We start from the raw sequence: 13,340 nt of genomic DNA, 5'->3' as shown, positions 1-13,340 counted from the left end.
TCGGTTCGCTACTGGTTAAATAAACAGGTTTACGAGTATAACAGGAGAAAAGAGGGATTTCCGGGTGGGGATGTTTTGTCGTTGTTTGTCGGATTACGCTTTGCTAATCCGACCTACAGAAAGTCAGGAGTTAAAACCTTAAAAGCCCTCACCTAATGTAAGCAAGAGCGCGGGGGAGGTTCCCCTTCAGGACTGTCTGTGGCCATGGATGGCCACAGCCAAGCGCACATGGATGTGCTCGTAGCGTGTCCTGAAGGGGAACCTCCCCCGTGCGACACCCCCAAGGATGAGGGCTGTTATTTCGGTAGTTAGAAGCCTCTCGGCACCGTTTGAGCTTCTACGAACTCGAACAGACCTTCCAGGCCGCCTTCACGGCCAATGCCGGACGCCTTCATACCACCAAACGGCGCTTCCGGTGTCGGGCCGGTGCCGGTGTTCCAGCCACAGTGGCCAAAGCGAAGGCCGGCAGCCACGCGCTGGGCGCGTTCGGCATCGTTGGTGAACACGTAGGAGGCCAGGCCGAACTCGGTGTCGTTACCGGCTTCAATGACTTCCTCTTCCGTGCGGAACAGGGCCATGGGTACCAGCGGGCCGAAGGTTTCTTCCTGGTAGCAGCACATATCCCGGTTTACACCATGTACCACAGTGGGCGGGAAGAACAAATCGTTGCCCAGCTCTTCCGGCTTCTTGCCGGCGACCAGGGTGGCGCCTTTTTCAAGGGCGTCCTGTACGTGGCGTTTAACCTTGTCGTAGCCAGCCTGGTTGATCAGCGGGCCAAGATCCACGTCGCCGTTGATGCCGTCACCGACGGTCATTTTGTTGACCCGCTCCGCAAGCTTCTCACCGAAGGCATCGGCCACTTTCTCATGCACGAAAATCCGGTTGGCACAGACACAGGTCTGGCCGCCACCGCGGAATTTGTTGGCGATAAGATTGTCTGCCGCAGCGTCCAGGTCGGCATCGTCGAAGACGATAAACGGTGCGTTGCCGCCCAATTCAAGGGCCAGTTTCTTGACCTGATCTGCCGTGTCGACGATCAGCTTACGGCCCACTTCGGTGGAACCGGTGAAGCTGAGCATGGGTACGTCCGGGCTCTCGCACAGAACCTTGCCAATCACGCTGGCCTTGCCCATCACCAGGTTAACCATGCCATCCGGGATATCGGTGTGTTTGTCCATCAGGCTGAACAGGGCAATCATGGTGAGCGGCGTTTCGCTGGCCGGTTTGATCACCGACGGGCAGCCGGCTGCCAGGGCCGCAGACAGCTTCTTGGCGATCATGCCAATGGGGAAGTTCCAGGGCGTGATCAGGCCGGTGACACCAATTGGGCGGTAATGCACGGTCCAGGTGCAGTCTTTCGGCTTTTCCGGAATGGTGTGGGCATCCAGGGCCTGGATGTGCTTGGAGCAGTAATCGAAGAACCCGGCGGCGTAATCCACTTCACCCTGGGCTTCCTGAAGCGGTTTGCCATGCTCCATGCACAGGATACGACCCACTTCCTCCTTGTTGGCCTTGAGTGCGTCCCGGATGTCTTCCAGCCACTTACGGCGGGTCTCGATGCTGTAGGGACTGGTCAGTCGCAGTGCCGACTTGCCGGAGGCAACGGCGGCGTTCACTTCGTCTTCCGACATGGATGCGACCTGGGCGATCACCTTGCCCGTTGCCGGGTTGTAAACATCGAAGGTGTTGCCATGCTCATTGTCAGTCCAGCGACCACCGATATAGCCGGTCAGCTTTTCCAGCAGGGGTGACTCGATCATCTCGGCTCCTCTTCTGTGATTGGCTCCGCCCCCGTGTGGGGCGCAGTCCAGGTAATCTGGTTGCGTCAGTGTTTTATGTCTTTCATAGTGGATGTTGTATCCCGACCTGTAAAGTCAAGGGCAGGCTTTTGATCATCGCCTGAGTGTGCCTATACTCGGGGGATCAGACACCCAGGAGACCGGACAATGAAGGCATTTTTCCATCACGCACAGGATGAGCACATTCCACAGACGTACTTTACCCGGGGACAGATGCGCCAGCCCCAGGAGATTCCTGCCCGCACTGGTGAAATGCTGGGCGGACTCAAGGAAATGGGTATCTCCGTGCTGCAGCCTGCGGACCAGGGTGCTGGCCCGATCTCGAAAGTTCACGATCTGGGTTACCTGCGTTTTCTGGAATCTGCGCATCGGCGCTGGAAACAGATGGACGACTGGGGCGATGAGGTCATCTCGAATATCTTTGTCCGTTCCCCCAATCACCTGACTGGCATTCTCGCCGAGGCGGCCCGCTATCAGGCCGATGGCAGCTGTCCGATAGGCGAACACACCTGGCATGCCGCCTACTGGTCTGCCCAAAGCGCGCTGGGCGCAGCTGATGCACTGATCGCCGGCGACAGAACGTCGTACGCCGTGTGCCGTCCGCCAGGGCACCATGCCCGCCGTGATGCCGCCGGAGGTTTCTGTTACCTGAACAATGCCGCCATTGCCGCCGAGCACATGAAAGCCCGGTTCCCCAGGATCGTGATTCTGGATACCGACATGCACCATGGTCAGGGCATCCAGGAAATCTTCTATGATCGAAGCGATGTGCTCTATATTTCAATCCACGGCGACCCCACCAACTTCTACCCGGTAGTCACTGGCTTTGAGAACGAGCGTGGCGAAGGGGAAGGCTTTGGCTACAACATCAATCTGCCGATGCCCCACGGCTCAACGGAAGACGATTTCTTCGCGAAACTGGATGAAGCCCTGGCGGCCATCAAGCTTTACCAGCCGGATGCCCTGATCCTCGCCCTCGGTTTCGATATCTACAAGAACGATCCACAGGCCAAGGTGTCAGTCTCTTCCGAAGGGTTCTGCAGGCTCAGCACCCACGTGCGCCAGCTGGGACTGCCAACGCTGGTGGTGCAGGAAGGCGGGTATGATCTGGACGCCCTGAGCGAGAACGTCCAACAGTTTTTCAAGGGTCTGGCAGGCTGAGGTTTCAGGCGGCGGGCACGTAGACCTTCACGTTTTCGTGCCCCTCGGCCTTCAGATGCCCGGCATGCATCCGGCTCATGGTGCCTCGGTCGCAATAAAGCAGGTATTGCCGGTTCGCCGGCAGCTCCGGTAGCTGCTGATTCAGCTCGTAGAACGGGATCTGCAGGATTTCGTTATTGGTCAGCTTCAGCGGTGATTGCTCGCCCTCCGAGGGGTGGCGCACGTCGATGATCACATCATTCACCGATGGCGTTTGCACCAGCTCCACTTCCTCAGGCGTCACGGTCGTCTCCAGCAACCGGTTCACCGGCGTCTCCTCCCGGGCCTGAATCGCGCTGGCAAGCACCGAAGCGTCCATCAGTGCCTCATCTTCCTCCACGCGGTGCAGTTTGGCTCTGGTGGCCGGCTTCTGGGAGATTACGCCGCAGTACTCGGGCATGTTGCGGGCATAGACTTCGGTGCCAATTTCCCGGGCGATGCGGATGATGGATTCCTTGTCCATGGACACCAGAGGTCGCAAGACCACTTCATCACTGGCCCTGTCTACCACGTTGAGGTTGCTCAGGGTCTGACTCGATACCTGGGCCACTGCATCGCCGGTTACTACGCCGACTGCGTTGTTCTTGCGGGCAATCTCGGCAGCCGCCATAAGCATCTGGCGTTTGAGCACCACCCCCCAGTGACGGTGATTCACCGATCGCATGATTTCGGCAACCACGCCCTCGAAGGGTACCGAGATAAACTTGGCGCTGTGGGAAGCGCCATAACGGTCCCAAAGGTAGTGCACCACCTGGCGCACACCCACCTCATGGGCAGTGCCTCCCAGGTTGAAAAACAGAAAATGACTGCGAAGGCCGCGACGCATCATCAGGTAGGCGGCCACGGAGGAATCGTACCCCCCGGAAATCAGAGTCAGCACGTTTTCGACACTGCCCAGCGGATAGCCGCCCAATCCCCGGTGCTTGCGGTGGGCGATGTGGTACTGATCGCCATGGACCTCAATCCGCACTTCAACCTGGGGCGATTTCAGATCAACCCCCCTGGCCTCCGATGCCTGCATCAGGGCGGCGCCCACCGTCCGTTCCAGATCAATGGAGCGGAAGTTGTGCTCACCATGACGACGGGCCCTTACCGCGAAGGTTTTGCCGTTCAACCGGTCAGCGAAAGCTTCAACGGCTTTGTCGGCAACATCTTCGAGGCTGATAAACGGAAACGCCCCAATTTCCTGAATCGTGGAAATGCCCGGTATGCGCAAAAGCGCCTCCAGGGCAGGGCCTGACAGGCCCCGGTTGTCAGGCACCTCTACATCCACCCGATCCCAGCTGCCTTCCACGCGAATTTCAGGATCCAGCCGTGCCAGCAATTTTCGGATGTTCTGCCGCAGGTGACGCATCTGCTGACGACGGACAGGTTTACTCTTGATGGCAACTTCTGGAGCGGGACGAATAAGCAGTTTCATAAATCGGAATTTTGTCGGGTGGCGTATTGTACTGAAAGGCCTTAGTCTACCCTTTTGACTGCGTGCCTCAAAATCGGGCATTCCCGCAACATCCAGGAGTTTCACCGTTAATGCAGGAAACCACCATCAATGCCCTGGTCTCCCCCGAGGGCAGCCTTGAAATTCTCTCCAATCATGAGGTCAACCGCCTCAAGGATCGCAGCGAGGGAGGCCTGTATCGGCTGTTTCGCCAATGTGCCCTGGCGGTTCTGAATACCGGGGTAGAAACCGACGACTGTCAGGCACTGATGGAATCCCATGCTGACTTTGATGTCCGCCTGGTGCCGCAGCCCCGGGGCCTGAAACTGGAACTGATCAATGCGCCCGCACATGCGTTCGTTGATGGACAGATGCTTCGGGCGATCCGTGAGCACCTGTTCTCGGTTCTCAGAGACATCATCTACTCCCATTCTATTCCCCAGTCAGCCGCAGGTTTTCGCCGGGACGACCCGGAAGACCTGACCAATTATGTGTTCCACATCCTGCGCAACGCCCGGGTTCTTCAGGCGGGAAGACAGCCGGATCTGGTGGTCTGCTGGGGTGGCCACTCGATCGGCCATGACGAATACCAGTACAGCAAGGATGTCGGTCATCAACTGGGGCTCAGGGCCCTGAGCATCTGTACCGGGTGTGGTCCGGGGGCAATGAAGGGGCCCATGAAAGGCGCCACCATTGGCCACGCCAAGCAGCGGGTAAAAGACGGCCGCTACATTGGCATCACCGAGCCGGGCATTATTGGTGCGGAGGCCCCCAACCCCATCGTCAATGAACTGGTGATCATGCCGGACATTGAGAAACGCCTGGAAGCCTTCGTCCGCTGTGGTCACGGGGTCATTGTGTTCCCGGGTGGTGTCGGCACCGCTGAGGAAATTCTCTACCTGCTGGGCATCCTGCTGCATCCGGACAATGCCGACTTGCCCTTCCCGGTGGTGTTTACCGGCCGGCAGGAGAACGCGGAATATTTCGAGATGATCGACAAGTTCATCCGGAACGCCCTTGGGGACGAAGCCGCAAGCAAATACGAAATCATCATCGACGATCCGGTGCGCGTGGCCCAGACCATGAAAAAGGGCATGAAAGAGGTTGAGACCTTCCGGCGCGCCATGCAGGACGCCTATTACTTCAACTGGATGCTGAAGATTGACCCGGTGTTCCAGTTACCTTTCGAGCCAAATCACAACAACATGCGGGCGCTGGAACTGCACCGGGACCAACCAGTACACCTGATCGCCGCAAATCTGCGCAAGGCATTCAGTGGCATCGTGGCAGGGAACGTCAAGGAGGGTGGTATACGGCAGGTGCAGGAGAAGGGACCGTTCGAGATTGCCGGTGATCCCAGCCTGATCAAACCGCTCGAGGCCATGCTTGAACAGTTTGTAGCCCAGAACCGGATGAAACTGCCGGGCTCTTCGGCCTACAGACCGAGCTATCGCATCGTCAGCGGAGCGGCCTGAGCCGCCTCGCTGACACTGTAGAGCTTACTTGCCGCCGTCTGCGGGAAGACTGGCGTAATAGGCCGCCAGATTGGCGATATCCGTGTCACTCAAGGCAGCAGCCTGACCCTGCATGATCGCGGCTTGGCCACCAGAACGCTGCTTGTTCTTGTACGCCTTCAGGGCCGATACCAGGTACTGCTCATTCTGGCCCGCCAGATTCGGATAGGTCGGGATCTGCGCAAGACCATTCTGGCCGTGGCACGCAGCACAGACCGCCGCCTTGGCCTTGCCAGCTTCGGCATCCGCGGCAGAGACTACTGCAGGTACAGCAGCGCCAAGCGCAAAAATTCCCGCAACAGCGTAGTGTTTCAGATTCATTGTCATTACCCTCTCATCATCGTTTTCAAGATTTTCAGACCGGTTCGGAAGCCGGACAGTAAACTGACTAGCACTTATAGCACAGAGCCGGGGAACCTCAAATGCGATAGGTCAAGGACGTCTTTTCGACGTTCGTCCTCTTTTCTGTTCTGGCTAATAAGGTGAAAGTACGTTCGATTCCGAATCCAAGATTGTTTTAATTCTCCGGAGATATCGTCAATGTCTGTAGAGGCCCAGGAACTTGCCTGTCGCGAAGGCCATATTGGTGTTCTGACGCTGAACTCCCCAGGCACGCTCAACGCACTTTCCGAGCACATGATCGAGCAGATCCAGGAAATCCTTGACCGCTGGGCCGACGATGACCGGATCTGCATCGTGGTGATTCAGGGGGCGGGCGAGAAAGCCTTCTGCGCCGGCGGTGATATCCGGGAACTTTACGATACCATGCTCACCTCCCGGGACCGGGAAGAACCAGCGCGCGTTTTCAACCGCGAATACCGGATGGACTACAGCATTCACCGGTTCCCGAAACCTGTGCTTGGCATTGCCCACGGCGTGGTGATGGGCGGTGGACTTGGCGTATTTGCCGGCTGCCGGTATCGGCTGGTGACACCGGATGTCACCCTGGCAATGCCCGAGATCACCATCGGCCTGTTTCCGGATGTGGGCGCCAGTTGGTTTCTGAAAAGGTTGCCCGGCCGACTCGGCCTGTTCATGGGGTTGACCGGTGCTCGCCTGAACGTAAGCGATGCACTTCGGGTCGGCCTTGCGGACATGGCCATTCTGCCGGAAGACCGGGGCCGTCTGCTGGACCGACTGGCGTCGGAACGCTGGACCGGGCAAACCGCTGCCGACGACAACCGCCTTTTCCGCTTGCTCAATCAGATTCAGACACCGGATTACCGGGCACTGCCACCCAGCCATCTTGCAAAACACGAACAGCGGATTGCCCGGCTGAGCGCCGGCGATGAACTGCCGGAGATCGTCGATCAGTTGCTCACGGCGGAGGTGGACTGCGACTGGTGGCATGCCTGCATGAACACTTTGAGAACCGGATGCCCCGTGTCGGCCTGGCTGGTCTGGACACAACTACAAAAAGCACAGCAGATGTCCCTGAAGGACGCCTTCCGAATGGAGCTGGCGATGGTCTCGGAATGCATCCGCCGGCCGGACCTGGCCGAGGGCATACGGGCCCTGGCCATCGACAAGGATCGCCAGCCAAAATGGAGTTACCCGGCGATTGCCGATGTACCAGAGGATGTCGTTGCGGCCCATTTCATTCCGGAGTGGGATGACGAAACCGATCCGATGGGGCTGGAATAGCGTTCGGGAACTAGAGTTGCGCGCCCGCCTGCACCAGCAGCATTTCCAGATCCCGGTTATTGGTGGCCCGGGCGATGTCCAGCGCGGTCTGACCGTCCCTGGCCCGGTAATTCACATCGGCCCCGGCCGCCACCAGCCTTTCTGCGGTCAGCAAATCACCATTGGCCACGATTTTCATCAACAGGGATTCACCCCCCTGGCTGACATTGACGTTGGCACCGGCTGCCACCAATAGCTTCACCACTGACAGATGGCCGTTCTCTGCCGCCCGCATAACGGGGGTATAACCATTCTGGTCACTGGTATTTACATCCGCACCGGCGGACAACAACAGCTCCACGCGCCGCTTTTCACCATTCCCGGCCGCTGTAATCAGAAGTGCATCCGCCTCGGCGAGAGCCTCGGGGCTCAGAGCAACCGGTTGGTTCGGGGAAGCGCAGGCAGACAGGAAAGCAAGAAGCGGAAGCAAAATCAGCAAAAAACGGAGGGCGCCGGTTCCCTTGGCCATAGCAAACAGTCTCTGTGAAGGGGTGGAAGAATCGCTGGGCCCATTCTGGGCAGGCACCACTGGAAATTAAATCGAGCGGGTCACAAACCCGGGCCATTTTCCAATAGATCGCGAACCAACTGCCGCAGGTGATCCTCACCTTCTCTTTGACCAAGGCAGAGTTTCTCTGCCTGGAGCGAGGACCATGAGCGGCCCTGCAGCACGCTACGGCACCACAAGGTCAGCCCGTCCTGATCCCTCAGCCAGGCCATGATACCCGGCGCCTGGCTCAGCTTCCGCAACACTGGCACCATCACCTGAAAGCCCCGGTGACCGTTGGCGAAATTGCGAAGATCCCGCAGATCATCAGCATCCAACGCCAGCCCCGGAGGCTGGTCTGCCGTTATATCCGCGAGCATTTGCGGTTGCAGACCATGCCAGTTGTCGGGCACCAGGGTAAGCCAGTGGCCAGACAGTCGGGTGCGGATACGTCCTTCCATTTCCAGGCCGGGCTGCGAGATGCCTTTGATCATCTGCAACGGATACTCACCACTGGAAGCCTCCTGTTGCAAACCCACCCTGACCACATGAAGACCACAGGCCTGCCAGAACGCCAGTAGCTCGGCGCTGCCACCAAAACTGGTTCCCAGGTAATCAACACCCTGCTCAATGGTGTACGCCCTTGCAGCCTCCACCAGGCTCTGGCCAATACCTGACCGCCTGGCGTCATCTGATACTGCAATGCGGACAACCCGGAGCGCCTTCAGGGCGGCGGCTTCCGGGTAGCCGCTGTGACTGGCCAGAGATTGCGGCAGCAGATGGCCGCGAATGCGACGGGTACCCAGGCTGACCTGTTCAGCCAGCTCAGGCGAAAGCCCACCTTCAAGCGCACACCAGAGTATTCCAACCGTCCGGTCGCCAATCCGCGCCCGCCAGGTCCGGGCGGCCGTGTCGTCCAGCCATTGCCGAAGATCAGCAGGGCTGGTCCGGTAATGGGCATCCACCAGCAAACCAAAGGCGTTCGACAGCGGCTCATCACCGGCGGTTGCCGGCTGCCAGGATTCGATAACCAGCTCCCCGGTTCTGCTTTCGGTTTTGGCGGCTGAACCACTGCCATCTGCGGCCAGAAGAAAGAGCCGGGAGATCAGGGCCTCCAATGGATCACTCCCGGACCAGCGCACCGGCTCGGTCAGCGTTACCGACTGCCAATGGGGCGTTGACTGCTCCAACACCTGTCGGAAGCGAATGGCAAAGCCACGTCCGGCTCCTTCGTAGCCATGGACCGTAGTTGAGAACGCTACCCTGGGCCAGCCCAGCAAAACCGATTTCAGCAGAGGTGCTGGCAGGGCCGCAGCCTCGTCCACCAGAACCACCTCTGCCTCCGGTCGCAAGGCCAGGAGTTCCCGAACAGGAACATACCTCAGGCGCCCGCCCGAGCGGGTTGTCAGCGTCTCGGCGTTCACCTCATCCAGCTGATCTGCCAGAACTTCGCGGGCGTGGCGAAACAGAGCCTCTACATTCTGTTGCGATGGCGCAGTAACAACGATTTCCTGCCTGCCTTTCTCCAGCAATTCCGCCGCCGCCATACCCAGAGTGGCGGACTTGCCCCGGCCCCGGTCTGCCGTGACAACGAGCGGCCGACGTCTCCGGCCGAGGCCAAACCGGACCAGACGCTGGATCAGTTGTTCCTGATCGCGGGTTGTTCCAATTCGGAAGCTTTGCTCCGGTACGAGGGGCATGGCCGGCAAGGGCGATGTCGCGCTGCCGGTGGATATACGGATCACGGCTTCATGGTCGGCGAGAACGTCGGCCATCCGGGCAGCGAAGGGATGTTCCCCGCCATGGTCCAGGCCGGTTCTGTGGTAATCCGGATCGGCAAACCGGTGCCAGTCATCCAGCGGCGGCATCAACCAGAACAGCAGGCCGCCGGCGGTCAACGCGCCCGAGAGTGCAGCGAAGGCATCCGGTGGGTTTCCCTGCCAGCCGTCCCAGACAATCATGGAGACTTCACGGCCGAGCCATTGTCGGGCCTCGGTGGATACGATCCGGGTCAGGCGGGGATCAGGGCTCCGATCTGCCGGACCGGTCCAGACGCCGGTTTGAAGTTCGAGCTCAGGCAGCAGGCCCGAAAGCCATCTGAGGTTGTTTTCCCGATTGCCCTCCAGCAGAACCAGACGGCGTTCGCCTCTGGCGGCAAGGCTGGCCTGCAGGGCGCGCCACGCCGCCGCGTCCGGCGCAGTTTCGGGTCCGCGATGGCTCATCAGCTAAGGTCGGCACCGTGGGCTTTGAGGTCATCGAGGGCGCACTTTTCCAGGGCCGCCTGGTGGGTGGCACGCAGGCGCACTCGTGGCGCGCTGCCGGCTTCAAACGCTTCCTGCCAGCGGGCGGCGCACAGGCACCAGCTGTCGCCAGGCTTCAGTCCCTCAAAGCCAAATTCGGGCCTGGGGGTGCTGAGGTCGTTGCCCTGGGCTTTGGAGAATTCGAGGAATTCGGCAGTGACTACCGCGCAGACGGCGTGCAGGCCAAAGTCATCGGGGCCTACATTGCAGCAGCCATCGCGGTAGAAGCCGGTAATCGGGTCTTTGCCGCAGGTTTCCAGTTTTTCGCCCAGTACGTTTACTGATTCTGCTATTTCCATTTTTCCAGACCTTCAAGTTTCGGGGGCAGTAAGTTGGGATAAGCCTTTCCAAAACACGCTCCTTGCGGCACATCCATGTGGCGCTTGGGCTCCGCCATCCATGGCTCCGCACAGTTTTGGAAAGGCTTATCCCAACTCACTGTCGTACCTGTGAGTTATAGTCCAACGGCCATAATGAGGACTTTCAATTATGCGGCAGCGGTATCCGCTCTACCAGCAGGCCGTTACAATACCGGCCATGCCGACCGAACCCCAAATTTCTGATACCACCAACCTTCCGGATTACCTCACCGATGAACAGCGGGCGATTATTACCGCCGGCTATGAGCATTCGGTGATTACCGCCGTGGCAGGCAGTGGCAAGACGTCGACGCTTGCGTGGCGGATTCGGTATCTGCTGGAACAGGGGCATGATCCGGACCGGATGCTGGTGTTGATGTTCAACCGCAGCGCCCGGGTGGATTTCGAGCGCAAGCTGCAGGAGGTGTGTGCTCAGAGCGGGCTGGCGTTGCCGGAGATCCGGACCTATCACGCCATGGGCTTGCGGCTGTACAAACGGTTTGTGCGAGAGGGTTATCTGCCGGGGTTTTCAGACAAGATTCTGACCGAGCAGGAGATCAGTTTTCAGGCCTGGCAGTTAACCCGTCGGCTGGCGCCGGAGGATCTGGCGGATGAGATCCGGCGCAACAAGAAGGATTTTGTCGAGACGGCGACGGGGTTTATTGACCTGGTAAAGACAACGCTGTCGCCGGCGGAGATCGTGTTTGAGGAGTTGGGGTATTCGGACAAGCACAAGTACCTCATTGATCTGTTCCACAGCTTTGAGCAGTGGCGTAAAAGCCAGGGTCGGATCAGTTATGCCGACATGCTGTACGAGCCGGTGATGGCGATTCACCAGAATTCTCCGTTGCAGCGGCTGGTGGGCAACAAGATGGATCTGATTCTGGTGGATGAATACCAGGACACCAATGAGATCCAGCATCTGCTGTTGCGGTACGTGGCCGGGGACCGGGCCCGGGTGACGGTGGTCGGCGACCCGGACCAGACGATTTATGAGTTCCGGGGCGCGAAGCCCGAGTTTATCCTCAAGCGGTTCAGCGATGAGTTCGAAAGCCCGTTGGAGCAGACCCTCAGTTACACCTTCCGCTACGGCCACCGGGTGGCGTTGCTGGCAAACCATCTGATCTGCCACAACACCGGACGCAAGGATGTGCTCTGCCATTCCCACCCTTCCACGCCCGGCACGGAGATCACCCTGCATCGGGCGGAGAGCGATGCCGATACGGTGTTGCAGATTCTTCAGGGCCAGTCGGAACCGGCTCGAGCCGGAACGGCCATCCTGTTCCGGGTCTGGAGCCAGAGTGTCCCCATCGAGCTGAAATTGCTGGCCAGGCAGATTCCCTACCGGATTGATGCCGGCAAGGGCGCCCTGTTCAGCCGGGAGGTGCAGGCGATCACCGCGTTGCTAATGGTGGTGACCGGCAAACTGGAGAATCTGCCGGACGAGGATCGGCTGGAACTGGCACGGCAGTTGTTGCGCTTCCCCCACGTTGGCTTGAAAGAGCCCGAGCTCGAGCAACTGGCGCGGTTCCTGGCCGGGTTTTCCGGCGGCTGGCACGAGCGGTTGCTGGCCATGGATTTCGACGCCCTGGCACCCATGGCGGCCCGCAAGTTGCGCAAGCTGGGCGAGGTGCTTGCTCAACTGCGCAGCTATGGGGGCCCGGTGGCCGGGTTGATCAGTGTCTATGCCGAACACACCGATCTCTACGAAGGCATCCGCAGCCTGGCCCTGACCCATGAGAGCGCCGAGGAGCGGATTGATACCGTGCAGGGCTTTCGGCAATACCTGAAAAGCCTGGATGTCACCGCCGAGGGTGCCCTGGAGCATCTGAAAGCCCTGAAACAACAGGCAGGGGAAAAGCAACAGGGGGGCGTTTTGCTCTCGACCATTCATCGCACCAAAGGTCTGGAATGGCCGACCGTGATTATTCCCGGCCTGCAGGAGAAATACCTGCCCTACAGCCCGCGGCCCCAGGACGATGCCAGAGGATTTCTGGAGAGTGAACGGCGGCTGCTCTACGTGGCGATGACGCGAACCCGCCAACAGCTGCATCTGATTACCCGACCCGCGAGCAAGCAACCGCATCTGGACGGCGATCTGGGCCCGAGCCGTTTTGTGGAAGAATTCTGCTTCTCCCTGGCCGAGGAGTTCGGGCGCTGGCTGGATGAACGAATCCCGGCCGAAACTTCAACCATCCGCTTGACCGCTCCCCTCACGCCGGTCAGCCAGCGCTATGCCGACCGGGAGAGCGTCACCCTGGAAGGCCAGGCGGCAACATCGGCAAGTTCGATGGAACCGCTCTGGCATCAGAAGCGTCTTAGCCACGCGATTTTCGGCCCCGGGTCGGTGGTTGCCGAGGATGAGAGTTCGTTCGAAGTGCACTTCGACAACGGCGAGATCCTCAACTTCAGTAAGAAGAGCGCGCATCTGTATTTTTCCGCTCTGGCCTGAAACGACTTCCGGCACGTAAAGGTCAACTGGGTACAATTGCGGACGTAACAATCCGTATCATTTTTTTGTCTTTTTTGGCCTACTAGCCTAAATTCCGGGTATACAAGC

At 59.3% G+C, this 13,340-nt stretch carries 10 protein-coding genes; 4 read left to right on the top strand and 6 right to left on the bottom strand.

Annotated elements, in window-relative coordinates; translation table 11 throughout:
• Window positions 1-308 precede the first annotated feature (308 nt).
• The gene (locus tag A8B84_RS13710) at window positions 309-1,760 is read right to left on the bottom strand and encodes an NAD-dependent succinate-semialdehyde dehydrogenase (RefSeq protein ID WP_064229697.1); all 1,452 of its coding nucleotides are present in this window, start codon (window positions 1,758-1,760) and stop codon (window positions 309-311) included.
• A gap of 186 nt (window positions 1,761-1,946) precedes the next feature.
• Between A8B84_RS13710 and A8B84_RS13705 the strand changes: the two genes are divergently transcribed.
• A complete protein-coding gene (locus A8B84_RS13705; RefSeq protein ID WP_064229696.1) occupies window positions 1,947-2,960 on the top strand; it encodes a histone deacetylase family protein in 1,014 nt (337 codons plus the stop codon).
• A 4-nt stretch (window positions 2,961-2,964) separates the two neighbouring features.
• Here the strand turns inward: A8B84_RS13705 and thiI are convergent, their stop codons facing one another.
• Window positions 2,965-4,419 carry a tRNA uracil 4-sulfurtransferase ThiI gene (gene thiI, locus A8B84_RS13700; RefSeq protein WP_064229695.1) on the bottom strand — a complete coding sequence of 485 codons (1,455 nt, stop codon included), beginning with the start codon at window positions 4,417-4,419 and terminating at the stop codon, window positions 2,965-2,967.
• Between the two features lie 110 nt (window positions 4,420-4,529).
• Here thiI and ppnN point away from each other — a divergent pair, with 110 nt between their 5' ends.
• Window positions 4,530-5,912: a nucleotide 5'-monophosphate nucleosidase PpnN gene (ppnN, locus tag A8B84_RS13695; RefSeq protein ID WP_064229694.1), complete on the top strand. Its 1,383-nt coding sequence runs from the start codon at window positions 4,530-4,532 to the stop codon at window positions 5,910-5,912.
• 24 nt (window positions 5,913-5,936) lie between these two features.
• On the opposite strand, the gene A8B84_RS13690 is transcribed toward ppnN, so the two are convergent.
• The gene (locus tag A8B84_RS13690; protein WP_053113218.1) at window positions 5,937-6,272 is read right to left on the bottom strand and encodes a c-type cytochrome; all 336 of its coding nucleotides are present in this window, start codon (window positions 6,270-6,272) and stop codon (window positions 5,937-5,939) included.
• Between the two features lie 219 nt (window positions 6,273-6,491).
• Between A8B84_RS13690 and A8B84_RS13685 the strand changes: the two genes are divergently transcribed.
• Entirely contained in the window at window positions 6,492-7,595 is a 1,104-nt protein-coding gene (locus A8B84_RS13685) for an enoyl-CoA hydratase/isomerase family protein (RefSeq protein WP_064229693.1), read from the top strand.
• A 10-nt stretch (window positions 7,596-7,605) separates the two neighbouring features.
• Here the strand turns inward: A8B84_RS13685 and A8B84_RS13680 are convergent, their stop codons facing one another.
• From A8B84_RS13680 to A8B84_RS13670, 3 genes are all read right to left on the bottom strand, one after another.
• Window positions 7,606-8,103 carry an ankyrin repeat domain-containing protein gene (locus A8B84_RS13680; RefSeq protein ID WP_064229692.1) on the bottom strand — a complete coding sequence of 166 codons (498 nt, stop codon included), beginning with the start codon at window positions 8,101-8,103 and terminating at the stop codon, window positions 7,606-7,608.
• An 80-nt stretch (window positions 8,104-8,183) separates the two neighbouring features.
• Window positions 8,184-10,343, bottom strand: a complete 2,160-nt coding sequence (locus A8B84_RS13675) for a tRNA(Met) cytidine acetyltransferase TmcA (RefSeq protein WP_064229691.1) — start codon at window positions 10,341-10,343, stop codon at window positions 8,184-8,186.
• Window positions 10,343-10,720 carry a DUF2237 family protein gene (locus tag A8B84_RS13670; RefSeq protein ID WP_064229690.1) on the bottom strand — a complete coding sequence of 126 codons (378 nt, stop codon included), beginning with the start codon at window positions 10,718-10,720 and terminating at the stop codon, window positions 10,343-10,345. The genes A8B84_RS13675 and A8B84_RS13670 overlap by 1 nt, the downstream gene beginning before the upstream one ends.
• A gap of 190 nt (window positions 10,721-10,910) precedes the next feature.
• On the opposite strand from A8B84_RS13670, the gene A8B84_RS13665 reads away from it, so the two are divergent.
• Window positions 10,911-13,232, top strand: coding sequence for an ATP-dependent helicase (locus A8B84_RS13665; RefSeq protein ID WP_064229689.1), 2,322 nt, complete (start codon window positions 10,911-10,913; stop codon window positions 13,230-13,232).
• Window positions 13,233-13,340: the final 108 nt, after the last annotated feature.

This window comes from Marinobacter sp. EhC06, from assembly GCF_001650915.1.
Lineage (GTDB): Bacteria > Pseudomonadota > Gammaproteobacteria > Pseudomonadales > Oleiphilaceae > Marinobacter.
Note: the sequence above shows the minus strand (reverse complement) of the source record. Positions and strands in the feature narration are given on the sequence as shown.